This window comes from Rariglobus hedericola (genome assembly GCF_007559335.1).
Taxonomy (GTDB): Bacteria; Verrucomicrobiota; Verrucomicrobiia; order Opitutales; family Opitutaceae; genus Rariglobus; species Rariglobus hedericola.
Genome location: NZ_VMBG01000001.1, coordinates 1,853,546 through 1,876,885 on the forward strand (window position 1 = coordinate 1,853,546; position 23,340 = coordinate 1,876,885).

Consider the following 23,340-nt stretch of genomic DNA (forward strand, 5'->3'; position numbering starts at 1 on the left):
TTCCCCTTAAACTTAATCTGCGAAGCGATGTCCGCCCCCTACTATTTCAAGCCCGCCGCCCACGTTGGGCCCGATCATCCCGTCCTCACCGCCGACCTGTGCGTTTACAACGCCAACGCCGCCGGTGTCGCCGCCGCCATTCAGGGCGTGCGCGACGGGTTGAGCGTCCTCCTGCTCAATCCCGGCTGGCATGTGGGCGGACTTTCCTCCGGCGGTCTCGGCTTCACCGACTTCGGCAACAAGGCCGCCGTCGGCGGTATCGCCCTCGAATTTTATAAACGCATGGGCGTTCATTATGGCGTCGAAGCCGAGTGGCGCTTCGAACCGCACGTCGCCGAAAAAACGCTCACCGACTGGCTCGCCGAAATCGGCGTCACCGTTCACCACGGCTATTACCTCGAATCCGCCGTCGTCGCCGATGGTCGCATCACCGAGATCAGCTTCACCCACGGCGCCCGCGCACGCGCCGCCCAGTTCATCGATGCCTCTTACGAAGGCGACTTGCTCGCCGCCGCCGGCGCGAAGTTCACCGTCGGCCGCGAGGGCAACGCGAAGTATGGCGAGACGCTCAACGGAGCCATCGTCCACCCCAAGCATCAGTTCAACAATCCCGTCGATCCCTACGTCGTCTCCGGCGATCCCGCCAGCGGACTCCTTCCCGGCATCGAGCCCGGCGAACCCGAAACCGGCGCCGGCGACCATCGCGTGCAGGCTTACAACTTTCGCATTTGCATGACGCAGCGCGAAGACATCCGCGTGCCGTTCCCGCAACCCGCGCACTACGATCGTTCCCGCTACGAACTCCTCGCCCGCTACATCAAGACCGGCTGGGACCAGATGTTCTGGAAGTTCGATATGATCCGCGGACTCAAGACGGACACCAATAACCACGGTGCCGTCTCCAGCGATTTTATCGGCGAGAATTACGCCTGGCCCGAAGCCAGCCACGAGGAGCGCGAAAAAATCTTTCAGGCCCACGTCAACTACGTGCAGGGCCTCTGGTGGTTCTATCGCACCGATCCCGCCGTGCCCGCCGACGTGCAGGCCAAGGTCAACACGTGGGGTCTCGCCCGCGATGAGTTTGCCGACACCGGCCATTGGCCGCACCAGCTCTACGTTCGCGAAGCCCGCCGCCTCGTCGGCGCGTTCGTCATGACGGAACAGCACTGCCTGTCCAAGACGCTCGTCGAAGACGTGATCGGTCTCGCCGCCTACACGATGGATTCGCACAACTGCCGTCGCTTCGTCAAAGACGGCCGCGTCTACAACGAGGGCGACGTGCAGGTTCATCTGCCCAAGCCTTACGGCATCAGCTACCGCACGCTCGTCCCGCAACGCGGCGAGGTCACCAATCTGCTCGTTCCCGTGTGTCTCTCCGCGTCCCACATCGCCTACGGCAGCATCCGCATGGAGCCGGTTTTTATGGTGCTCGCCCAGTCCGCCGCGACCGCCGCAGCCCTCGCCATCAAAGGCCAAGTCGCCGTGCAGGACGTTCCCTACGACGAGCTCCGCAACCGGCTCGAAGCCGGCAAGCAGGTCCTCGTCTGGGACGACGCCCTGCCCCACGGCAACGGCAACGACGGCAGTCCGATCGGTCGCTGATCGCGGTTCACCTCACGCCGCAACCCGACGACGACGGAACAGTGCGAAACCGAGCACGCCCGCGCCAAAGAGGGCCGCGTAGGTGGAAGGCTCAGGGATCGCACCGGGAGATCCAATATTGCCGAGCACATTGGCCGAGACAAACGCACCAGCCACACCATTGGCACTCACCTCGGTCAGTACCGTGGTGTTGCCGGTGAAAGCGCCGCCGTTGTAGTAAAAACTACGTCCTTCGGTTGCTGCCCCGAAGGACGCACCGGTGATAAACGTTCCGACGGAATCGAACACATTGACCGCGTCGCTTCCGGAACTCAGCCCGATGCCGCCACCACTGTAGGAACCGACCTGAACAGAACCCACGCCGCCCCAGAACGACCTGAACGAAGCAATCGTGGTGGAATCTCCTTCGATAAAGATGACCGACTCGCCTGCGGCGATGGAGGTGACGCCAAGCAAACTCAGGGAAGTGGCAAAGGCATTGCTGGCATCGTCGACCTTGAAACCTGTAACATCAATGGCGCTGCCGCTCATATTGGTCAGCTCGAACCAGTCGGCGGTGCCGCCGGTTCCCGAAGAGGACATCGCCTCGGTAACGATTAACACCGGAGCGGAGCGAACGACCGCGGTAAACGCGCCGAATGAAAGCAGCGCGCAAAGAAGTTTGGATGAATAATTCATGATAAGTGTGATGATGGATTTAAAGTATGCGGACGGAAAATGATCAGCGGCGGCGGCGGCAAAGCACCAAGCCCAGGGAGGCTGCACCCAACAAAGCGGCGGCACTCGCCGGCTCGGGGATCGCCGAGATTCCGCTCAGGTCGAACACCGCAATCGATCCGCTGATTTCGAAACCGGCGATCAGGAGCGCCTTTCCGGTCGGGCTGTCGGCGGCGGAAATGAAGAGCAACGACTCGGGGGCGCGGTAATCGCCGCCGCCGTTTTCGCCGGTGAGCAAGTTGTAGTAATCGACGATCTGGATGTTGTTCAGATCGGTGACATCGAAGGCGAAAATACCGTTCTGACGCTCGGCGGCGGCGAAGATGTAATCATGCCCGTCAACCGAGCCAAAGGCCACGGCTTCGATCTCCGGGCCCTTGTCGCGCGAGCGGCTGTCGAGCGTGCCGGCGAAGTTCGCCATCGTGGAACCCTCGGCGTTGATGTTGAAGGTCGTGGGATCGTTGGCCGCCACGAAATCCTCGATCATCGATCCGCTGTCGAACACGACCGCACCGGTATTGCCGTTGACGATGCTGATGCTGCGCGAGCTGATCGTGGTGACGACGTCGATCTTGCCGTCGCCATTGGTGTCACCGTCGATCTTTGAAATGCGCAGATTGCCGAGCGCTCCGGGAGCGGTGGAATTGCCGGCGTATTGGGCATCGAGCGCGGCCTTGGTCGCGGGATCAACCAGACCGGCGGTCACGGCGGCGGCGTAGGTGATACGATCGGCGTCATCAGGGCGGTAGTCGCCCTCGTTGGCGGTGACGATGTAGGTCGTGCCCGCGCGCTCGAACTTCGCAATCGTGTCGGGGCTGCGCAGCGCGGCGACCGTGTCGTTCACATTGATGCCGTCCCCTCCGGCGTTGGAGGCATCCATGCGCTGGTTAACCGTGCCGAGATCGTGGATCGCCGTGATCTTGTCAGTCGCGAGATCGTAAACGGCGATCGCATTGTTCTCCTGCAGGGAAATGTAGGCGGTGGTGTTGGTCGTCGTGATGTATTCCGGCTCGATGTCGAGATAACGGTCGCCGGAAGCGATACGGGAAACTCCGCCCAGCGTGGCCGCAATGGGCACATCGCGATTGTTGCGCAGATTCTCGATGGAAACGCCGTTGGCGAGATTGGCTGCTTCGAAAGTCTTCGTCGTCACGGCCGAGCCGGTCAGTCCCTGAATGCCGGCGGTGTTGGTGATGCCCGAAAGGTTGATCACGCTGATCGAACCGGCAGCGGGCGTCGTGCTGACGTTGGACGGATTATCGGGATTGCCCGTGGCCTCGCCCTCGTTGGCGATGACGATGCGCGTGCCGTCGGGCGTGATCGTCACCGAGTCGGGATGATAACCCACATCCAGCGTGGTGAGCACTGTGCCAGTGGACACCTGGAAGAACACAGCCTTGCCCTGCGTGGTGTTGTTGGCCTTGGGAATGAGCGTGGCCACCGCGAAGTCGCGGTTCTGCGTATCCACGACCACACTGCTCAGCGAGAAAGTGTCATTGAGCGCAAACGCCGCGCCGGAGAGGTTGACGTTGCGCACCGCACCCAGCGCACCGTTGGAACCCAGCGTGTAGATCTGCACACCCTGTCCCGTGGCGGACGAGTAAGTGCTCAGCAGGCTCGAGGTGGCCTTGTCGTAGGAAAGAATCTCCGCGCTGTTGGGAAGTGAAACACCACCGAGGAAGTTAAGCTCGGCATGCGCAGGAACAGCAAACGGTGCAACCGCTGCGAGTGCGGTGATAAGGAGACGGGCTGGATGGTTCATTGAAAAGAACCACCGATTGAGCGCAGCTTGTGCGCACATGCACGCCACGGATTGTTAAACCGCGGCGACGCCGTAACACGGAATTAACGCAGGCTAACACGCGAGCCCGTGCCCGCGGGCTTCACTTGATCTTTTCCGCCTCGGCTTCGAGACGCGTGACCAGCTCGTCCATCTGGTCGATCACCGCCTGCACGGTTTCGCGCTTGGAGAGATCCACGCCGGCTTTGCGCAACTGTTCCATCGGGTGGTCGTTGCCGCCGCTCTTGAGCAACGTGAGATAACGGTCCGTCGCGGCGGCGCGTTCGCCGGTCGTGCCCGTGTTCATCGTCTTGTAGAGCTGCGCTGATGAAGCGAAACACGTTGCGTATTGATAGACGTAATACGGCGAGTTGTAGAAATGAGGGATGCGCGTCCACGTGTAACGGTAAAGTTCATCCAGCGAAACCGCTTCGCCGTAATAGCTCTTCAGCAGACTGCCGTAGAGTTCGCTGAACACATCGGCCGTGAGCGGCTCGCCTTTCTCGGCGAGCGTATGAGCACGATACTCGAAGTCCGCGAACAACACCTGCGTGTAGAACGTGCCCACGATGGAATCGATGGCGTGCTGAAGCAGGAGAAAGCGCTCCTTAGGATCCTTGCTCTCGGCGAGCAGTTTCTCGAGGAGCAGGCGCTCGTTGATTGTCGAGGCCACCTCGGCCACGAAGATCGTGTAGTCCGCGGTGACAAACGGCTGGTTTTCCTCGGACAACCGCGTGTGCATCGCGTGGCCCATCTCGTGCGCGAAGGTAAACACCGCGTCCTGCGTGTCGTTGTAATTCATCAACACATACGGGCCCACGCCGTAAACGCCCGCGCTGTAGGCACCGGAGCGCTTGCCCTCGTTTTCGTAAACATCGAGGCGGTTGCCATCGAGAAGCTCGGACAGTTTCGCCTGATACTCAGCACCGAGCGGCGCGACGGAAGCACGCACGATATCGCGGGCCGGCTGGTAGGGCCACACCGTGTCGTCCTTCACGAGCGGAATCTGCCCGTCGTAGAGGTGATAGGTTTTAAGCCCGAGGATTTTTTGGCGGAGCTTGAAGTAACGTTGCAACGGCATCGTGCCGGCGCGAACGGTGTCGACCAGCGTGGTGTAAACTTCGACGGGGATCGCATTGCCATCGAGCGCGCGCGCCAGCGTCGTCGGATAATCGCGGGCCTGTGACATGAACCAACCGCGCTCTAGGATGCCGCGATAAATGGCCGCGTAGGTGTTCTTGGTCGCCTCGTAAGTTTTCAGGTAGGCCTCAAACGCCTTCGCGCGATCGGCCTGATTGTAGTTGGTCGCGAGGATCGACTGATATGCGCCCGGCGTGAGCGTGACTTCCTTGCCATCGGACAACGTGATCGTCGGAAATTTGATGTCCGAGGTGCTGAGCTCCGAATAAACGGAGCGCGGCGTCTCGTTGAAGCGCGTGGCGTAGGAGAGCAACTTCTCGCCCTTCTCGTCCAAGACATGTTGTTGCTGGCGGTAAGCGTCGAGAATCGGAAAGCGGTAGGGCGCGAGATCGGGCGTGGTATCGAGCCAGCCTCGCATCGTAGGTTCGGGAATCGCCAGCAACTCGGGGTTGAACCACGCGGTGGCCGTCCCGAATTTCGCGAAGAGCGATTGCACGCGTTGCAGACGGCCGGCGATTTCTTGGTTGCGCGTGTCGGTGTCGCGCTGGAGTTGGGGATAACGGAAGACGCGATACTGAATGATGCCAATTTCGTCATAGAGCCGATAAGCGTGCAGGATCGCGGCGGCGCCGTCCTTGAGCGTGCCTTTGAGTGCGGCAAACGCCTCCATCTTTGCCTCCATGTCTTTCATGCCCTGCTCCCAGGCGGTCCAGTCGGCGTAGATCGGGGCAAAGTCCCATTTGTAGCCGGCGGCAATCTCGGCGCGGTTGCGGGTCGTGGGTTTGGTATCGGCGAGAGCGTGGGTCATCAGAAAAAGGGAGGCGGTTGCGAGAGTGAATGAGCGCACAAAGGAAGGGGAGAAAAGGCCGTTCATTCCCGCCACTAATAATGCTTTCATCGCTTGCGTCGAGCCGCCCTCCGCAAAAGGTGGGAAACATTATTTATGCTGCGCGCACTCATATTTGATTTTGACGGGCTCTTGGTGGACACCGAAACCGTGCTCATCGATGCATGGGTTCAGCTACACGATGAAGATGGGCTCAAGGCCGACCGCGGCATTCTGCACCACATCGTCGGCCACACCGATGTCGTGCACGACTACTGGACCGCCTACGCCCCAGATATCGACCGCGCCACGCTGGAAGAACGTTATCGCACAACCGCACGACAACTCACGCTCGCCGCTCCGCCCCTGCCCGGTGCGCTCGCTTTGCTCAACGCCGCCCGCGATGCCGGCCTCAAGATCGGCCTCGCTTCCAACTCCACTCACGCTCACGTCGAGGGCCACCTCGCGCATCGCGGCATGCTAAAGCTTTTTGATTTCATCGCGTGTCGCGACGATGTCGCCATCGGCAAACCCGAGCCCGACGTCTACCTCGCCGCTTTGCGCGGACTAGGCGTGGATGCGAACGAGGCCGTCGCTTTCGAAGACTCGGTGCCCGGCCATGTCGCCGCCCATCGCGCCGGTCTGCGCGTCGTCGTCGTGCCGAACCCTTCGACGCGTCACTGCGAATTCCCGTATGGGGGTATCATACTCGAATCACTCGCCGATATTTCGCTGAAAAGCCTGACAGATATTCTCAACCGCGACTCGCAGGGTCGGTAAACACATAGCCCCGGGCCAGCCCTGTGTAAGCGGAAACCTGCGCCCGCTCCCACGCCGCATCGCGACCCAGTTCGCGTGCGAGCAACCCGGCCACCACCGGCGCGGCCTCGATCGAGGCACATGCATTGAGCAACAAGGCGCGCGTCCGCCGCGCCAGCACATCTTCCACCGTGCGCGCCATTTCGCGCCTCGCGTGCCAGACCACCTCGACCTTGCGAAATGAAAACGCCGGATGCACCCGCTCGCTCAACTCCGTCTCTGCGCCAGCCAACTCGTGGATCGCGGCCGCATCGGAACCATAAACATCTGACGCCGACTCCATCCAACCGTGCACCTTCAAATCCGCCGTGTGGCTTTCGCGTCGGGGCCAGCCCGCCGACACTTCCGCGTGATTGATGACGTCTTCGCCCATCTTGCGATAAGTTGTCCACTTCCCGCCGGTGATGGTCAGCAATCCGCCCGCACTGTTCACAATAGTGTGATCGCGTGATAACGAAGCGGTGCGCCCCGTGCCCGCCATCTTCACCAGCGGCCGTAGTCCTGCATACACACTGAGCACGTCCGCGTCTGATGGATCCGTCGTGAGATACTTGCGGGCGTGCTCCATGACAAATGCCCGCTCTTCATCCAGTGCGCGCGGTTCAATCGAGGCATGAGGCACTGGCGTATCCGTCGTGCCCACGATCACGCAATCATGCCACGGCACCGCAAACAACACGCGCCCGTCAGCAGTCTTCGGCACCATCAACGCCGCTTCTCCCGGCAAAAACCGGCGAGGCAAAACCACGTGAATGCCTTGGCTCGCCGTTACCAGGGGCACCGCCGCAGCCTCATCCAGTTTCCTCAGTTCATCGACAAACACACCCGTCGCATTGATGATGATTCGGGCGTTCACCGTGAACTCCGCACCGGTTTCTTCATCGCACACCTCAACTCCGGTAATCCGTCCCGACTCCTTAATAAAACCGGTGCACGCACAATAATTCACCAGCACCGCGCCTTGATCAGCCGCCGTCTGCGCCAGATTGATCGCCAGTCGCGCATCATCGAACTGGCCGTCATGATAAACGACCCCGCCCACCAATCCCGCAGGCTCCACCGTGGGCAGGAGCCGCAACGCTTCCGCGCGATCCACCCGGCGCGAAGCCCCCAGATTCAGCTCGCCCGCCAGACAATCGTAAGCGGTGAGTCCGGTGCCATAGAAAAACCGGTTCCATCGCGTATAGCTTGGAATCACGAACGCCTGATTACGCGCCAGATGCGGCGCGTTGCGCAAAAGCCGGCCGCGTTCCCGCAACGCATCGCGCACAAGCGAAATGTTGCCCTGCTTCAAATAACGCACGCCTCCGTGCACCAGCTTGGTTGATCGGCTGGAGGTGCCTTTCGCGAAATCACTCCGCTCGATCAACGCAACCCGGTAACCACGTGTCGCCGCCTCGACTGCCGCGCCCAAGCCCGTCGCTCCTCCACCGATAATGAGAACATCAAACGCATCCGTCGCGCGCAGTTGATCGAGCATCGGTGCGCGTTGCATGATCAAGCCTCCGCCAGTTGATTCCGCAACCAGCCAGGGCGGTCGGTCGTGATGCTCACCACCCCCGCTTGCGCGAGTTCACAGGCACGGCGCGGGTCGTTCACCGTCCACACATGCAACTGCAATCCATGCGTCCGCAGCCGGTCAACCAGCCGCGCATCGATCGCCCAGCCGGCGCTCACATCGAGCCCATCAAAGCCGCTGACCTGGCACAATGCGATCCACTCGGGCAGCCGCTCGGGCGCACCTTCAGGCGTATCCAACAACAGCAGTGCGCGGCAACCAGGTAGCGCGTGTTTTGCATCCAGCAGCGCAGTCGCATCAAAGCTGATCAACACCATGGCCGACGCCGCGAGGGCAGAACGTTCCGCCACTTTCTTCAAGGCCGGCACGAGCCCGGGCGTTTCCTTGAGTTCGATGAAAATCTTCTTCCCCGCCGGCACCGTGGCCAGCACCGCGGCCAGCGTCGGCACGCGTTCGCCCCGATAGGCCGCCGCTTTCCAGATGCCCGCATCGAGCCCCTGAATGTCGGCAAGCGTCAGTTCATCCACCCGCGCATCGCGTCCAGTCGTCCGCAAAAGCGTGGGGTCATGGATCGCCACCACTTCGCCGTCCTGCGTGAGGTGCACATCGATCTCCACAGCATCGGCATTTTGCGCCCAGCCCAAATTGACAGACGCCAGCGTATTTTCCGGGGCCTCGTGCGAGGCGCCGCGATGCGCAACAATTTCAACCGTGGAGTTCATTATACGGCCAGACACCAACGGCTCAAAAAAGTCCGCCTTGGCGCAACGCATCGCGTTTTTCTCCATCCAACGTGCTCATTTCCAGCAACCACCCGCAGGTTTGTGTCGCCAGTGCGGGCTCCTCCGCGAGTCGCGCGAGCAGCAATGCCCCGGCAAGCGCGTCATACAACGCGCAGTGGTAATGACGTCGGTCCGCCGGACAATGCGTGGCTGCGAGCGCATCGAGGCGTGGCTGCAACGCAAAGGCCGCCACCACGTCGGCCAGTTTCGCCGACGCGAGCGATGGATAAAATTGCGGATACAACCGTCCCGTATCCACCCACGGCCCCCAGTCGGTCGCGACCGCCCCCGGACGCGCGAAATCCGGCGAGGTGCGCGGATAAGGCCAGACGGATTTGATCAACGTATTTTCAGCGTTGGCAAAATGCGCGGCCAGCGGAGCAGTTTCCCGCCAGTGCGCGAACTTCTCGAAATCATCGGAGAACGGCGCGTGCCCCGCAACCGTCGCGGCATCTAGCCCGTGAACCGCCGCATCTTCCGTGCGCACGCGTCCCGTCGCCCTGCACAGCCGTGTGTGCGTTTCCAGGATCTCAGCCCCTCGCAAAGTAACCACGCCGTATTCGAGGATGCCGGACGCGATGCTTCCCTCAAAATCCACAAAATGAATGAGCTGGTCGGTCCAAGACATCGTGGATCAAGAAACACACGAACCACCCGAAATCCAAACATTACTCCACATCGCCCGCCTACCTGCCCTCGGCATCGGGAGGCTTTTTTCGTGTGTTTCGCACGTTTCGTGGTTTCTAAGACATCGTGGATCTTACGCCTTACCGCACGTTTTTGAATGAACTCGCCATCCAAAGCGGGGAATTCATCCGTCCCTACTTTGCCAATCCCGCGCTGGCGGTAGAAATCAAGTCCGACGACTCACCCGTCACCGCCGCCGACAAAGGCGCGGAGCAACTCCTGCGCGCGTTGATCGCCAAAAAATTCCCCTCGCATGGCATCATCGGCGAAGAGTTCGGCGAAGACCGGCCCGATGCCGAGTTCACTTGGGTCCTCGACCCGATCGACGGCACGAAGTCCTTCATCACCGGCGTGCCGCTCTGGGGCACTCTCATCGCGCTTTTGCACAACGGCCAACCGGTGCTCGGCGCCATCCACCAGCCGATTCTCAATCAGCTGATGATCGGCGACAACACGACCACCACGCTCAACGGCCGGCCCGTGCGCGTGCGTGACTGCGCCCGTATCGAAGAAGCCACTCTGCTCACCAGCGATATCTACAACCCCGCCAAATACCAGAATGGGGCCGCCTACGAGGCCTTCGCCCGCCGGGCACGCATCACCCGCACCTGGGCGGATTGCTACGGCTACCTGTTGTTGTCGGCCGGCTTTGCCGACATCGCGGTCGATCCGATCATGAATCTCTGGGATCTCGCCGCCGTGGTGCCCGTGGTGCGCGGCGCCGGCGGCGTCATCACCGACTGGCAGGGCGGCGATCCGATGAAAGGCACCTCGACCGTCGCCACCTGCCCGTCGCTTCATGCCGCGACGATCGCGGCCCTCAATCCCTGATCACGGGCTCACCACCGGCGTAGCCTGCGCGGCAGCTTCGGCGGCGGCTGCTTTCTTTTTTGCAGCCTGCTGCTTCGTAAACTCGGCCGTCATCGGGCCGATTTTGGCCATGCCCGCCATCATGCGCGGCATCATGACTTCCATGGTCTTTTTTTGCACGTCCGGCTGCTTGTCGATCATCGCCTGACCGGCCGGTGTGCCGTAAAAATCGCCCAGTCCCTTCAACTCGGACTTGGTGAAGACGTCGCTGTAGATTTGCGCGATCTCGATCTTCATTTCCTCCGGCTTCATCTCCGCAAAAATCATATCCATGACCTTGGCTTGGAACTCGGCCACATCCGCCGAATCGGCGCCTTTCATTTTTCCGGTCATGGACTTCGTCATTTCGATGACAGACCTCTTTTGCTGTTCGATGATTTTCCCGAACATTTCCTCGAACTTCATTTTATTCAAAACCTCTTCAGCATCGGCCAGCGTCGCCTTGGTGTCGGCTGCGCCGATAGTGCTCGATGAGAGTTTCAAAACCGTTTCGCGTCCGTCTTTGACCAACACGATGGCATCTTGAGCTGCGCGGTATTCGCTCAGCGTCCAGCCGGAAAACTTGCCGCCCACGCCGATCCAAGCCGTATCACCGCCAGGAATCGCCAAGGCGAACCGTCGGTCCGTCCCGGTGGCGAGCATGCCCCTCAACTCGGGGATCACTGGTTCTGCCGCTGACAACGCGGAGACTAACCCTAAAAAGCAAAACAAGGCGCGCCAACGGGGTAGTTTTGACATGAAACCACCGTGAATTACGCCTAAAAGAAAGCAATCCGGCGCATCCCGTGCCGTCGCACAGGCTCGCTCCGTGATTAATTCGCATCAAATCCACCAAGGACTTGCATCAAGCCAATCCAATTCTTTTTCATAGGGATAGCTTATTTTATCCGCCCGCCGCCATGAACCCTTCTTCCTGCTCGATCATTTTCAAAGCCTTGGCACTCGCCGCCCTGTTGACAGCCTTCACAGCCCACGCCGAGAGCTTCACGCTGAACGACAAGCAAGGCCGCTCCATCAAAGCCGATGTGATCGAAGTCACCGGCGATCAGGTGAAAATCAAACGTGACGACGGCCAGACGTTTAATGTTTCGCTCTCCACACTCGCCGCAGACGATCAGACAAAACTGAAGGCTTGGGCTGAGAAGGAATCCAAAAAATCGCTACCTCCCGGCGCACTTCAAGTGGAACTGAGCCGAGGCAATTTCAAAACCATCAAGGTTGACAGCGATGTCACCCTGGTCGGGGGAGAGATCGTCAAAAACGGCCGCACGACCACCGAAGAGAAATGGGGTTATGCCGTCACGATCATCAACAAGACCTCAAAGCCCATCGACAACCTGCGGACGGAATACCGGCTTTTTGCGACTGTGGACAACGTCCATGTGAAGGAAAAAGAAGGCCTGAAAAAGAAAGCCTACCAGAGCCAGATTGAAAACATCCCGGAGCTTGGCCGCACCGTCTTCCGCACGGAAACAATCTCCGCCTTGAAAATGAAATACAACGGCAACATCGTCTCGGCAAAGACCGGTGACAGCAACAGCCGCGAAACCCTCACTGGCATCTGGATGCGCATTTATCTTGGTGACGAGCTCGTCTACGAAGCTGCCATGCCGGAAAAATTACGCACCACTGAAAAATGGTGAGCCAGACATCCTGAGACTATGTATATCCGGCGCTTATCCCTCGTTGCACTGGCCGCTGTTCTCACCAGCTCGCTCTTTGCTGAAATCTTCACCCTAACCGACAAGCAGGGTCGGTCGATCACGGCCGACGTGTTGTCCGTGGAAGACGATAAAGCGCGGATCAAGCGCTCCGACGGACAACAATTTGACCTGTCGCTCTCGCTGCTCACCGATGAAGATCAGAAAAAACTGAATGAGTGGGATGCCCTAGAAGATGCGAAGCCCAAGCCGATTCCGGCCAACGCCATCGAAGTCATCACCAGCCGCGCAAAGTTCAGCTCCAACAAAGTCGAAACAACCGAGACCTATCAGGAACAGGTATTCCGCAGTGACGGAATGGGAGGCGGGAGAACCGTCATGGAGACCCGCACCCGTATCCTCGTCACCACTACGGAACAATGGGGCTACAGTGTCACCGTGACCAATCGGCTGCTCGGCCCTCTCACGGGGCTTCGCGCCGAATACGCGCTGTTTACCAACAGCAATAACCCCACTCGCGGCGCTTCAGGCCCCTTGGCTATCGGCACGCTCAAGAGTCGCGGCAATATCATTCTCAAAACCACCTCTGTTCCGCTCGTTAAGTCCGCCTACAAAGGCACCAGTCCCAAACCGGCCGGTGGACAGCTTTATGGTATCTGGGTGCGGGTTTATCGAGGTGACGAACTCATCCACGAAAGTTCTTCCCCTGACACGCTCCGAACCAAAGCGACTTGGTAATTCCAGATAGCTAGACGGGGCTGAGACGCGGCCAACCATCACGCACACCTCACGCACCCGTCTTTACTTTCAACAAACTGCACAAAAAACGGCGTCCTTTCGGCACGCCGTTTTTTTGTGCGCCTGAACGCAGGAAAGCAAAAAGATCCGATCGTTTAGCGACTAGCTTTCTTCGATGATTTTTTCACCGGAGCGGCTTTGTAGTCAGCCGTCACGACCGAGGAAAAACCACCGCGCGCCTTGAAGTCGGCGATGATCGTGAGCGAACGCGGCTTGAGCACTTTGCCGAGGTCATCGCAGATCTTGTTGGTCGCACCCTCGAAGAAGATGCCTTCGTTGCGATAGGCGTGAAAATAGAGCTTCAGCGACTTCAGCTCGACGCAGGTTTTATCAGCCACGTAGCGCACCGTGATGGTCGCGAAATCAGGATGCCCCGTCATCGGGCACATCGACGTGAATTCGTGATGCGTATGCGCGATGATAAAATCGCGATGCGGTGCGGGATTCGGAAAGGTTTCGAGGATCTTCAGGTCGGCCATGGTCGGAAGACAGAATACAGAGGACGGTAAACGGCAAGACGAAGCAAAATTTCCATCCGTCTACCGTCTTTTCTGTCCTCCGTTCTCAGTCCTCTGCCCTCTGTATTCTGTCCTCCGTCCTCCGTATTCCGTCCTCCGCCTTAAGTCGCCGTCTCCGTAAAGCGCGACTCACGGATCACCGTGACCTTGATCGTGCTCGGATACTGCAGCTCCGACTCGATGCGCAGGCGAAGTTCCTTGGCGATGTCATGCGCCTGTTCGTCAGTGACACTCTGCGGGTTGACTACCACGCGGACCTCACGACCCGCCTGAATGGCGTAGGCTTGATGCACGCCGTGGATGGACATCGCCAGTTTCTCCAGGCGATCGAGACGCTGGATGTAGCCGGTCATCGACTCGGCGCGTGCGCCCGGGCGCACGGCGGAAACCGTGTCGGCCAGAATCACCAGGCCCGCGTAAACCGTCTCGGGCTTCACCTCTTCATGGTGCGCGGCAATCGCGTTCACCACAATCGGGGTCTCGCCATAACGCTTCACCAAGGCCGCACCGATGGAGGCGTGGCTGCCCTCATAGTCGCCCTCGACCGCCTTGCCGATGTCATGCAACAGGCCGGCGCGTTTCGCGAGATTCGGATCGAGCCCGGTCTCACTGGCCAGCATCGAACAGAGGAACCCCACCTCGATGGAGTGATCCAGAGCGTTCTGCGTGTAAGAGAAACGGTATTTGAGGCGGCCGAGCACCTTGATGATTTCGGGATGCAGGCCGTTGATACCGAGCTTTTGCAGCGCATCTTCACCGGACTGCTGGACGTTGAGCTCAACGTCTTCCTTGGCGCGGGCGTAAAACTCTTCAATGGATGCCGGGTGAATGCGACCGTCTTTGACCAACCCTTCCAAGGCGATGCGGGCGATTTCACGGCGCACGGGATCAAAGGACGAGATGAGCACCATCTGCGGTGATTCATCGATCAGCAGCGTCACCCCCGTGGTGGCCTCGAAGGACTTAATGTTGCGACCTTCGCGGCCGATGATGCGGCCCTTCATCTCCTCGCTGGGCAACTGCACGATCGTTGCCGTGATGTCGTTGTTGGGCTTCGAGGCGAGCCGCTGCATCGCGGTGATCAGGATGCGCTTGGCCTCGTTGTTCAGATCCTGTTCCGAACGATCCAGAATCTGGTGGCGCATCGCGCGCAACTCGTCCTGACACTCCAGCTGAACTTCTTCGCGGAGGGCTCGCTTGATCTCCTCGGCATCCATCTGGGAAACGCCTTCAAGGCGTTTGCGGAGGGACTTCGAAAGGGTGCGGATGGCGTCGCGGGCCTGTGTGATGGCGGAGTTTTCGCGGGCGAGGCGCTCGGCCTTTTGCTCCATTTGGTAATCGAGCAGACCCAGGGATTCCTCGTGCGCGCGGATTTCGCGCAACTTCACTTCACTCTCGATTTCGCGACGGTCGAGTTCGCGGTTCACCTCGGCCCGCTTGGCCACAAGTTCCTCCTCGGCGTGTTGCTTGATCTCTTGGGTGGCCACGGCGGCTTCGCGACGGGCGACCTCCATCATCTCGGCGGCGCGGTCAACGGCGGAGGTGCGCGTGTGCCGGGTGATCAACCACACGGCCAGGAAACCGGCGCTCACGCCGATGGTAATCGCCGCCGCAAGCGTCCACCACGTCGGGTCGGCTGCGGCCAGTAGGTTAACGTAAATATCGGGACCGGCTGAATTCAAGGAAGCCGGATGGTGCGGGTCAGCGGCCAAAGTTCAACCCCGCAATGCCAATGCGTCTCAGCACCGCCGGCATGCCGGTTCGCGTGTCGGGGTGGCCTTGATCGGCCTGTTTTCGGAAAACCGCCTTCCAGACCTTTCGTCCACCACCTACGGCACCGTTGCTTCGCCCGTTTCCGCATGACCACGGTTTTACGGGTAAACCTCGGGCACAATTGTGACCTGCCCCTGTTTAGGATGCCCATAGGGCACCCCTTTTTTCATGCACCAAGGCCTTATCATCCTCGATTCGCACGCCTACGAACGGATCTATGGGCAGGAGCATCTGGAGGCGATCTCCAGTCGCGTGCGCCTGCTGGCCAAACCCATGACCCGGGACGAAGCCCTCAGCCGCCCGGATCTGTTGGCGCAGGCGGATGTTATTTTTTCCGGATGGGGGGCGCCCAAGATGGATGTCGCCTTTCTCGCGACGGCACAGCGGTTGAAGGCCGTGTTTTATGGCGCGGGCAGCATTCGCTACTTCACCAGCGACGAGTTCTGGGCGCGCGACATCGCCGTCTCCAGCGCCTATGCGATGAACGCCGTGCCCGTGGCCGAATATACGCTGGCGACCATTCTGCTCAGCCTGAAAAACTACTGGTTTCACGCCGGCGAGATCAAACGCCTCGGCCGCCTCACCGAACGCATCCCCTGCGCCGGCGCCTACGGCAGCAAGATCGGACTCATCTCCCTCGGCATGATTGGACGCCTGGTCCGTGACCGTCTGCGCGCCTTCGATCTGGAGGTCCTGGCCTATGATCCCTACGTGACCTCCGACGAGGCCGACCGTCTCGGCGTCGAACTGGTTTCACTCGATGATATTTTCCGTCAATGCGACGTGGTCAGCTTGCACACGCCTTGGCTCAAGGAAACCGAGGGCATGATCCAAGGCCGCCACTTCGAACTGATGAAACCTCGAGCCAGCTTCATCAACACCGCCCGCGGCGCGGTCATTCGCGAAAACGAGATGTGCGAGGTGCTGCAACGCCGCCCCGATCTCACCGCCTTGCTCGACGTCATCTGGCCTGAGCCCCCCGCTCCAGACTCCCTGTTGTTTTCCCTGCCCAACATCATCCTCACTCCGCACATCGCCGGCTCGCGGGATCGTGAATGCCGGCGCATGGGCCGCCTGATGATCGATGAATTCGACCGCTGGAACCGCGGCGAAAAACTTCAGTGGGCCATCTCCGAGGAAAAATCCCTCACCCTCGCTTGAGCCGGACAGCCCCGCGCACCGTGCCCGCGGATCGTTGACAGGACCCCGACCGCAACCAGCCTCGCCTCAACGTCACCCCACGCCATGTCCTCAAACAACCCCAGCACCGCTCTCACCATGAGCGAACTGGCCAAGGTCGCCGGGGTCTCGAAGATGACCGTCTCCCTCGCCCTGCGGGGTAACGAAAAAATCTCAGCCGCCACCCGCGAACGCATCCGCGCCCTCGCCGATAAAATGGGCTACCGGCCGAATCCGCTCGTGCAGACGCTCATGGCCAACCTGCGCTCCTCGCGCCCCGCCAACTATCACTCGACCATCGCCTGGGTCACCGCCTTCCCCACCCGTGACGGCTGGTCCAAGCACTGGGTGCATAAACTTTATCATCAAGGCGCCGTCGCCCGCGCCGCCGCCCTCGGCTACAAGATCGAAACCTTCTGGGCCCTCGCCCCGCGCATGAACGGCGCCGCACTCACCCGCATGCTCCGTGCGCGCGGCATCCGTGGTCTGGTCATCCCCCCGGTCGCCGATCCCGGCACTCGTCTCGATATCGACTGGGCGCATTTTTCCTGCGCGACCATCGGCTACAGCTTCACCGAGCCCCGCCTCCACCGCGCCGCGGCGAACCTTCGCGAAGGCATGACGCGCGCCCTCACCGAATGTCTCCAACGCGGCTTTAAACGCATCGGTTTCGCCCTTCCCGCCAACACCGATGCCCGCGTGAACCACAGCTGGCTGGCCGGCTACCTCGCCTGGCAGCAGTTCATCCCCGCCAAAGACCGCCTGCCTGTGCTGCTCGCCCCGGACCGGCTCGAAGACCTGCTGCCCAAATGGCTCGGCGCGCACCGCCCCGATGTCATCATCAGCCCGAATTTCGAGTTCCTCAAATGGTTGCCTTCGCTGGGTAAACGCATCCCTGAAGACATCAGTCTGGTCACCCTTAGTTATCCCGACGCCGAAGATGCCTCCATCGCGCACATCAGCGGAATCAATCAAAACAACGTCACCATCGGCGAAGCCGCCGTGGATCTGGTCGTATCACAACTCCAGCACAACGACGCCGGCATTCCCGCCCACCCCCGCGTCATGCTGATCGACGGCTTCTGGAACGAAGGCGCCACCCTCGCGACCACAGCCAAAGAACCGGCTGTGCGTCTGATCAAGCCCGCAGGTCGCAAGCGCACCAAAAACAATGCACTCTGAGTAACGTGCTCAGACTGCGTAAGCGCGCCGTTTGCGCCGCGCCGCCACCCAACCCAGCGAAAGCGCACCGACGAACGCCGCATAAGTCGTCGGCTCGGGAATGGCGGAAATGGCCAGAAAGCCGTTGGAATCGATCGTCGCCGCCAGACCGTTGATGGTGATCTGTCCAAGTTGCGTCACCGTGAGGCCGTTGGAATTCGTGCCGATCTTGATACTGTCCACGCCAGCGTCGAAATTGATAAAGCTCAGGCCAATGGATGGGTCCCACGCCACGCCACTGCTGTCACTGAAAACCAACGCCGATGCAGCAGATCCGAGATCAATGACCGAGGCAGCGGTCAAGACGCTGAGCGTCCCCAATGTCTCGCTGAAACCGGCGGTCGCAAACGTGCCGCCCGACATGACCAGATTGCTGGCATCGGCGATACGATTGTTATTCCCCAAGGTCAGCGTGCCGGAAGAAACCGTGGTCGCGCCCGTGTAGGAATTATTGCCGAGCATGTTCACGTTGTAGGAACCGCTCACGGTGATTCCGCCCAGACCGGAAACGATTCCCGTGCCGGTGTTGCCCAAAGTAATGGTATTCGTGCCGGCTCCGTTGAACGTGATCCCCGCGTTGTTGGTGATGATGCTCGAGATGATCGTCGAGTTGGCGTTCGGTGAGCTGGTATTGACCGTCGACGTGACGGTGAGTGCATCGGTCACCGTAAAAGCGACGGAAATCGTGGTCGTGCCCGCACTATTGTTGCTTTTTGCGAGCACGATGGTCGGCAGTGCATTGCTGCTGTTTTTGACAAAATCGAGGCTGTTACCTGCTACGCTAAAATTTTGGCCGTTTGAATTGCTCGAGGTGTTGTTGATGCTGAGCTTGTTCAACTGAAAACCAGCGCCCAAGTTGTTGGTCGTAACCATACGCTGACCGGTAGCCGCAGTGAAAAAAAGCTCATTGTCCAAGCTACTGGAAGGGGTGGCTGAAGTCCAAGCACCCGCCGACCAATTGGTCACACCGGTCGCGGTATAGGTGTAGTCCGTAGCCTGCGCCGATGGCGTAACCAGCAGGGCGAGCGACATCGCTATGGCGGGGAGGACGAACGCGACCGAAGAAATCAACGGGGTATTGAGAGCTTTCATGGGGAAAAGGGGTAGCCAACGCAGGGGTTTCACCGAGCAAAGATCTCTAAGGGTAAAATTCAACGGATGCGGGGGTTTACCCGTAAACCTGAAACTCCCGCCACCAAGTCCTGTGCCGGCGCCTGGGGCTCGATTTCCACGCGATCCCTCAACAGCACCATTTCCGCACGGCCCGGGCGCATCGGATCATCGATCAAAAATACCAGCACCCGCAGCCCTGCCGTCATCGGGAGACCCGTAGATCGTAGTTTTTTCCACGCACCGGCTTCGTCACGACGCGCCAGCTTGAACGGCAGCAACCGGTTTTCCTCTGGCAGACTCGCTGGCACCACTTGATCCCGGCCCGGCGCGACCTCAAAGGCTTGCACGCCCACCGAACCACCGAGGCTCATCCGCGAATAGTTGAGCAAGCGCACCGACTGGCCTGGGAACACCGGGTAACTGTCGTCGATCACCATGACTCGGATCGCCGATTCTCCCGCGGCCGGCCGGGCATTTTTTCCAAACACCAGCAGCGCCCGCGTCATTCCTTCCGGGATAATCGCCGTTGCCACCGGCACCTCGACCGGCTTGCCCTCGCGCTGCACGGTGCGTGTGAAAACCAACTCGCCAGCCCCCTCCAGCGGCAACGCCTGCGACCGGTCGCGCCACGGGATCTGCACCGGTTTGAGTTTCTTTTTGTGCGTGTAATTAAGCACCAGCTCTTCGTCCGGATCGAAGACATCCCAGGCCAGCGCCGTGAACCGGATTTCCGGCTTGGGCGCGACTGGAACGGGCTCTTGCGCCTTGGTCACGAGGACGGACACCGCCATTAAGAACGGATAAAACAAAAGGTAAAAACGAGACGGTTTCATATTTCGCCGGGGCCGAGCCACCTGAATTGAGTGATGATAAATTTGCGGCCAAAGGCCTTGCTGTTCGCACCGAGTGCCGCGGCATCGATTCGCAATTCCGCAGCCTCGCCGCCCACAAACTCAGGCAGCCGTTGCACAACCGCCTCGCACCAGGCACGTCCGGAAATCTCACCCGTCGCCGGATTGCGCGTCTCACCATAAGTGCGCACGCGAAACGTGTCCGAACGGGCCGACATCGCCGGCGCGAGCGGTGTGAGCAAGTCGCTTTGCAGCAGGAAACCCGGCGCACCTGCCGAGCGTAATTTCCCGCGCGCCGCGTCGGGATTATCTGCAATGCTGAAAGCCGTCGGCACGATCCTGGAGATGTTTAGTCCCGGCAGATCAGTCAGGCCGGGTCCGCCCGAGGCGGGCTTGTCGGTATTGATCACCGTATCGATCGCCGCTTGCACGACCCCCATCTGGTTAAGCGTATCGGTCGAAGGCTTGGACAGATCGCGATTCATGAACTCGGCCAGACTGCGCGCCGGGCGTCCACGCGCCTTGATGCCATCCACGATCTTCGCGGCGAGTTGCTTAAGCTGCGCACCGCTCAACCGGCGATAACCGGTCCATTCATTCATATCGCCCGAAACTTCCGTCGGATCGGCTTCATGAAAATTACGCAGCCGAGGGAAGGGCCGCACAGCATTGTCCGTGCGATTGCCCGACTGCGTCGCATAGGCATAATCCGCTGCCTGCACGCTGCCGAGAAACGCCGACCACGCCTCAACCGAAGTCGAGTTGATGTTGAATGCGCCGTCGATCATCAGACGCGCCGCGGCGAGTTGATAACCCGCTTCGCCCTCCAACGATGTGAGGGAATTCGAGGCACCTGCCGGATCGTGAAACCGCAAACGCGAGTTGGGTAAATTCGCCGGACGCGCCGCCAGGGATGTCGGCAACGAGGAAACAAAAAACCGGTCCCACAGCGCCTCGTTGAGCGCATAGCCGTAATCGGGCGAACCCGCCGGATAAAAGATGGAGGCAAAACTATTGCCGAGCGGATAAGCGGGGTGTTTGCCATCGACGCCCCAATTGACCTGTCCGAGCCGTCCAAGAGAAACAACTTCCTCATTAGCACGCAGCACGTCGAAGAGAATGGAGTAATTGGAGCCATCGGCGCTCTCCATCGAACCGCCCCAGAAGCCGAGCGTGCTTGCGCCGGCCTGCTCATAGTCGATATCCGAATAACCGGATCCGTTCAGAAGTTGCACCGCATAATGGGCCACGTCATCCCGGCCGCCAAGCCGTTGCGAGATGATCGCGCGAGGATTGCCATCGATTAGAAACCGGGCACCCGACACCGTATCGGTGGGCGCTGTGCCTGTCTCCCCCTGTGTGATCATGTTGGTGTTGGGATAAGCCAGCAGATTCAGCTCCGCATGCCTCAGCGTGTAGCGAAGCGTGCGCATCTGTCGGGCTGCACCCGCCGCACCGGTTCCCAACAACGCGGTCACATTCTTCGGGCTGGCGTTGGTCCCGTAGAGATAACTCGAAGCGGTTTGAATATAACGTGCAGTGGTCGATGGCACGGCGACCGTTGTCGCAGTCGCTGCTCCAAGTGAAAGGCTGATGCGGGGATGATCCGCCGGGATTTTCGACCACTGGATGCTGGTGGTGTCGCGCAAGGCTGGATCATAACCCGTGGGCACCGCCGTGCCGGTCTCCAAGTAAGCCCGGTTGGTGGTCAAACCTGGGGCGAGATTAAAGACTCCGTCATTAACCTGAAAACTTCCCGTCGCCGGCAACGAATAGACACGAACCTCACCGGGGCCAAAACTGTCCGTGATGTTAAATGACATCCGCCGGTCCCCGCTGCCTGGATTGACCGCCACCAACCCGCCCGTGCCCGCCGACAGAAAATGATCCATGGATGGATGCGCCGGCAGGCTTCCCTGCGTCATCCTGAACGTCAGGTGCGAGTCGCTGGTCACCGACGACTGATAGGTCACGCTGTAAGTGGCCGCATTCAACGTCACGTTGTAAGGATTCATGAGAACCACCACCGGACGTATCATGATGCGGTAGGTGCGGCCCACGTCGTCCACATCGAGACCGTAGCCGAGCTCAAGCAGCGTCACGACCGGCATGATTGCGTGACCGCTTGTGGACGGAATCGTGATGCCGTTACGAGTGACCGCAACCAGCGGAGCCGCAACGGGGCTCATCGCGGAGCCTCCAGCCGGCACACGGGTATTTGTCCACGCGCGCACCTCGCTCCACGTTGGTGCATGGGGCTCGCCACTGTTGGTTCCGCCACTGGATATATTGGAAGGAGTCCAAGTCCCCGTGAGCGCAGTGCGTCCGTAAGGTCCGGGGGTTGGCAGTGTGAACACCGCGACATCCTCACCGATTTCGCTGGTTCCAATTGCCGCCGTGGGCGGAGCCGCCAGCCCGCGCGTCAGGTCGCGGCGCAAACCACCGCGCAGGGTATCTGCCAGCACGCCCTGCCCCACCGAGGTCAAGTCATGGAAATATCCCCCCGTCTGCTTGCGTCCATCGACACCGGCCAGATCTGCGTGCAACAAGGGCAGTTGATCAAGCGACAATACGCTCTCTCTTAAAGCGTCAAACGCCACAGTCGGGTTGGCGAAAGCTGTCTGATAAGCAGTCCCGACGAGCAGCGTTGCATCAGGTTTCGGCGCAGCTTCGCGCCGGTAAGCCGCCTCGACCGCGGTGTTGGCAGCGCTGCGATACGGATCAGACAAATTGACCCTGGCCTTCACGCCTTCATCACCCACCCACCAGGCATAAGCGCCAATGGTCACATCGGCGCCTGCGGAGCCAGCTCCCGGCACCAGACTGGGCGCAGCCTTGATCAAGCTCTTCGCAAGACGCACGCCCATATCGGACGGATATACACTCGTATCCGAAATATCGTTACCGACTGATTTCTTTACAAGCCACACCGCGTCATTGTTGGTTGCAGGCACAACCACGGCCGGCGTCACCGGCGTCAACGCCGTTCCGTTAGTCTCATTGCCGCTCACCAACCACGCGAGTGGTGTGTTAGAAGACGGGGCAACCGCATGCGTCGGATTGGCGGCACTGGCAGGACGCGAGTCCCACACGCCCGTCCACAACGGGTTGCCTGTATTCGCCGTCTGAATATCCGCCCGCGCAGTCACGCGTTGGTCGGGACCCGCATATTTCTGCAACTGGCCGACAGCGAGATTGAGGGCGAAGAGCGCGTTTGCCCTCGCCTGGGCCAGCTGCGTGTTGTTCGCAGCCACCTGGGTTTCCACACGCGTCAACGACGCCAGCGACACCAGCAGCAACACGAGAAATGCGAGTAGAGTAATCGTGATCAACAACGCGAACCCGTCACGACTTGCGGATGCGCGCAGCCGGCGGCGAACGGGAAGACTCGGGGTGGAGCGACGGGACACTGAGAAAGGAGAAGGCACTGTATCCGGGGTGGGATTTCGCTGCTGTCAGCGGGAGTGCCTGCAACTCATCGCAT

General features: G+C 60.2%; 19 protein-coding genes. 7 read left to right on the forward strand and 12 right to left on the reverse strand.

What is annotated here, in order from left to right; translation table 11 throughout:
* Positions 1-27: 27 nt before the first annotated feature.
* Positions 28-1,602 carry an FAD-dependent oxidoreductase gene (locus FPL22_RS08210; protein WP_144229630.1) on the forward strand — a complete coding sequence of 525 codons (1,575 nt, stop codon included), beginning with the start codon at positions 28-30 and terminating at the stop codon, positions 1,600-1,602.
* A 12-nt stretch (positions 1,603-1,614) separates the two neighbouring features.
* On the opposite strand, the gene FPL22_RS08215 is transcribed toward FPL22_RS08210, so the two are convergent.
* The 3 genes from FPL22_RS08215 to pepF all read right to left on the reverse strand — a co-directional run bounded on the left by FPL22_RS08215 (position 1,615) and on the right by pepF (position 6,047).
* Positions 1,615-2,280 carry a lamin tail domain-containing protein gene (locus FPL22_RS08215; RefSeq protein ID WP_144230287.1) on the reverse strand — a complete coding sequence of 222 codons (666 nt, stop codon included), beginning with the start codon at positions 2,278-2,280 and terminating at the stop codon, positions 1,615-1,617.
* Positions 2,281-2,323: 43 nt separating this feature from the next.
* Entirely contained in the window at positions 2,324-4,081 is a 1,758-nt protein-coding gene (locus FPL22_RS08220) for a choice-of-anchor I family protein (protein WP_162525230.1), read from the reverse strand.
* A 121-nt stretch (positions 4,082-4,202) separates the two neighbouring features.
* Positions 4,203-6,047 carry an oligoendopeptidase F gene (gene pepF / locus FPL22_RS08225; protein WP_144229634.1) on the reverse strand — a complete coding sequence of 615 codons (1,845 nt, stop codon included), beginning with the start codon at positions 6,045-6,047 and terminating at the stop codon, positions 4,203-4,205.
* A 135-nt stretch (positions 6,048-6,182) separates the two neighbouring features.
* On the opposite strand from pepF, the gene FPL22_RS08230 reads away from it, so the two are divergent.
* The gene (locus FPL22_RS08230; protein ID WP_144229636.1) at positions 6,183-6,845 is read left to right on the forward strand and encodes an HAD family hydrolase; all 663 of its coding nucleotides are present in this window, start codon (positions 6,183-6,185) and stop codon (positions 6,843-6,845) included.
* On the opposite strand, the gene FPL22_RS18095 is transcribed toward FPL22_RS08230, so the two are convergent.
* From FPL22_RS18095 to FPL22_RS08245, 3 genes are read right to left on the reverse strand one after another with little or no spacing between them, the layout of a single operon-like run.
* On the reverse strand, positions 6,820-8,379 hold the full coding sequence (locus FPL22_RS18095) for a glycerol-3-phosphate dehydrogenase/oxidase (protein ID WP_144229638.1): 1,560 nt from the start codon (positions 8,377-8,379) through the stop codon (positions 6,820-6,822). The genes FPL22_RS08230 and FPL22_RS18095 overlap by 26 nt on opposite strands.
* A 2-nt stretch (positions 8,380-8,381) precedes the next feature.
* Entirely contained in the window at positions 8,382-9,191 is an 810-nt protein-coding gene (locus FPL22_RS08240) for a glycerophosphodiester phosphodiesterase (RefSeq protein ID WP_238991343.1), read from the reverse strand.
* The gene (locus FPL22_RS08245; RefSeq protein WP_144229642.1) at positions 9,148-9,813 is read right to left on the reverse strand and encodes a 3'-5' exonuclease; all 666 of its coding nucleotides are present in this window, start codon (positions 9,811-9,813) and stop codon (positions 9,148-9,150) included. The genes FPL22_RS08240 and FPL22_RS08245 overlap by 44 nt, the downstream gene beginning before the upstream one ends.
* 125 nt (positions 9,814-9,938) lie before the next feature.
* Here FPL22_RS08245 and hisN point away from each other — a divergent pair, with 125 nt between their 5' ends.
* Positions 9,939-10,703: a histidinol-phosphatase gene (gene hisN, locus FPL22_RS08250; RefSeq protein ID WP_144229644.1), complete on the forward strand. Its 765-nt coding sequence runs from the start codon at positions 9,939-9,941 to the stop codon at positions 10,701-10,703.
* Here hisN and FPL22_RS08255 read toward each other — a convergent pair whose 3' ends face one another.
* Positions 10,704-11,384, reverse strand: a complete 681-nt coding sequence (locus FPL22_RS08255; protein ID WP_162525231.1) for a DUF2059 domain-containing protein — start codon at positions 11,382-11,384, stop codon at positions 10,704-10,706.
* A 257-nt stretch (positions 11,385-11,641) separates the two neighbouring features.
* On the opposite strand from FPL22_RS08255, the gene FPL22_RS08260 reads away from it, so the two are divergent.
* Both FPL22_RS08260 and FPL22_RS08265 read left to right on the forward strand, forming a co-directional pair.
* Positions 11,642-12,385 (forward strand): hypothetical protein, encoded by a 744-nt coding sequence (locus FPL22_RS08260; protein WP_144229648.1) that lies wholly within the window; start codon positions 11,642-11,644, stop codon positions 12,383-12,385.
* Between the two features lie 18 nt (positions 12,386-12,403).
* Positions 12,404-13,141 (forward strand): hypothetical protein, encoded by a 738-nt coding sequence (locus tag FPL22_RS08265; RefSeq protein WP_144229650.1) that lies wholly within the window; start codon positions 12,404-12,406, stop codon positions 13,139-13,141.
* Between the two features lie 155 nt (positions 13,142-13,296).
* Here the strand turns inward: FPL22_RS08265 and queF are convergent, their stop codons facing one another.
* Positions 13,297-13,680, reverse strand: coding sequence for a preQ(1) synthase (gene queF / locus FPL22_RS08270; RefSeq protein ID WP_144229652.1), 384 nt, complete (start codon positions 13,678-13,680; stop codon positions 13,297-13,299).
* A gap of 140 nt (positions 13,681-13,820) precedes the next feature.
* The gene (gene rny, locus FPL22_RS08275) at positions 13,821-15,401 is read right to left on the reverse strand and encodes a ribonuclease Y (protein WP_238991344.1); all 1,581 of its coding nucleotides are present in this window, start codon (positions 15,399-15,401) and stop codon (positions 13,821-13,823) included.
* A gap of 259 nt (positions 15,402-15,660) precedes the next feature.
* On the opposite strand from rny, the gene FPL22_RS08280 reads away from it, so the two are divergent.
* Positions 15,661-16,653 (forward strand): hydroxyacid dehydrogenase, encoded by a 993-nt coding sequence (locus FPL22_RS08280; protein ID WP_144229654.1) that lies wholly within the window; start codon positions 15,661-15,663, stop codon positions 16,651-16,653.
* 84 nt (positions 16,654-16,737) lie between these two features.
* Positions 16,738-17,853: a LacI family DNA-binding transcriptional regulator gene (locus FPL22_RS08285; protein WP_144229656.1), complete on the forward strand. Its 1,116-nt coding sequence runs from the start codon at positions 16,738-16,740 to the stop codon at positions 17,851-17,853.
* Between the two features lie 9 nt (positions 17,854-17,862).
* Here FPL22_RS08285 and FPL22_RS08290 read toward each other — a convergent pair whose 3' ends face one another.
* From FPL22_RS08290 to FPL22_RS08300, 3 genes are read right to left on the reverse strand one after another with little or no spacing between them, the layout of a single operon-like run.
* Positions 17,863-18,984, reverse strand: coding sequence for a PEP-CTERM sorting domain-containing protein (locus tag FPL22_RS08290; protein WP_144229658.1), 1,122 nt, complete (start codon positions 18,982-18,984; stop codon positions 17,863-17,865).
* A 59-nt stretch (positions 18,985-19,043) separates the two neighbouring features.
* Complete coding sequence (locus tag FPL22_RS08295) at positions 19,044-19,838, reverse strand: hypothetical protein (RefSeq protein WP_144229660.1); 795 nt, start codon at positions 19,836-19,838, stop codon at positions 19,044-19,046.
* Positions 19,835-23,266 carry a hypothetical protein gene (locus tag FPL22_RS08300; RefSeq protein WP_144229662.1) on the reverse strand — a complete coding sequence of 1,144 codons (3,432 nt, stop codon included), beginning with the start codon at positions 23,264-23,266 and terminating at the stop codon, positions 19,835-19,837. Before FPL22_RS08300 ends, FPL22_RS08295 begins: the two co-directional genes overlap by 4 nt.
* Positions 23,267-23,340 lie beyond the last annotated feature (74 nt).

What these genes read in the sequence shown, in the direction of transcription:
- FPL22_RS18095 (WP_144229638.1), bottom strand. Translation starts at nt 8,379, where the DNA reads ATGCAACGCGCACCGATGCTCGATCAACTGCGCGCGACGGATGCGTTT.
- FPL22_RS08215 (WP_144230287.1), bottom strand. Translation starts at nt 2,280, where the DNA reads ATGAATTATTCATCCAAACTTCTTTGCGCGCTGCTTTCATTCGGCGCG.
- FPL22_RS08245 (WP_144229642.1), bottom strand. Translation starts at nt 9,813, where the DNA reads ATGTCTTGGACCGACCAGCTCATTCATTTTGTGGATTTTGAGGGAAGC.
- FPL22_RS08210 (WP_144229630.1), top strand. Translation starts at nt 28, where the DNA reads ATGTCCGCCCCCTACTATTTCAAGCCCGCCGCCCACGTTGGGCCCGAT.
- FPL22_RS08295 (WP_144229660.1), bottom strand. Translation starts at nt 19,838, where the DNA reads ATGAAACCGTCTCGTTTTTACCTTTTGTTTTATCCGTTCTTAATGGCG.
- FPL22_RS08220 (WP_162525230.1), bottom strand. Translation starts at nt 4,081, where the DNA reads ATGAACCATCCAGCCCGTCTCCTTATCACCGCACTCGCAGCGGTTGCA.
- FPL22_RS08240 (WP_238991343.1), bottom strand. Translation starts at nt 9,191, where the DNA reads ATGGAGAAAAACGCGATGCGTTGCGCCAAGGCGGACTTTTTTGAGCCG.
- FPL22_RS08265 (WP_144229650.1), top strand. Translation starts at nt 12,404, where the DNA reads ATGTATATCCGGCGCTTATCCCTCGTTGCACTGGCCGCTGTTCTCACC.
- FPL22_RS08290 (WP_144229658.1), bottom strand. Translation starts at nt 18,984, where the DNA reads ATGAAAGCTCTCAATACCCCGTTGATTTCTTCGGTCGCGTTCGTCCTC.
- FPL22_RS08285 (WP_144229656.1), top strand. Translation starts at nt 16,738, where the DNA reads ATGTCCTCAAACAACCCCAGCACCGCTCTCACCATGAGCGAACTGGCC.
- FPL22_RS08255 (WP_162525231.1), bottom strand. Translation starts at nt 11,384, where the DNA reads ATGCTCGCCACCGGGACGGACCGACGGTTCGCCTTGGCGATTCCTGGC.
- FPL22_RS08230 (WP_144229636.1), top strand. Translation starts at nt 6,183, where the DNA reads ATGCTGCGCGCACTCATATTTGATTTTGACGGGCTCTTGGTGGACACC.
- FPL22_RS08260 (WP_144229648.1), top strand. Translation starts at nt 11,642, where the DNA reads ATGAACCCTTCTTCCTGCTCGATCATTTTCAAAGCCTTGGCACTCGCC.
- FPL22_RS08280 (WP_144229654.1), top strand. Translation starts at nt 15,661, where the DNA reads ATGCACCAAGGCCTTATCATCCTCGATTCGCACGCCTACGAACGGATC.
- pepF (WP_144229634.1), bottom strand. Translation starts at nt 6,047, where the DNA reads ATGACCCACGCTCTCGCCGATACCAAACCCACGACCCGCAACCGCGCC.
- queF (WP_144229652.1), bottom strand. Translation starts at nt 13,680, where the DNA reads ATGGCCGACCTGAAGATCCTCGAAACCTTTCCGAATCCCGCACCGCAT.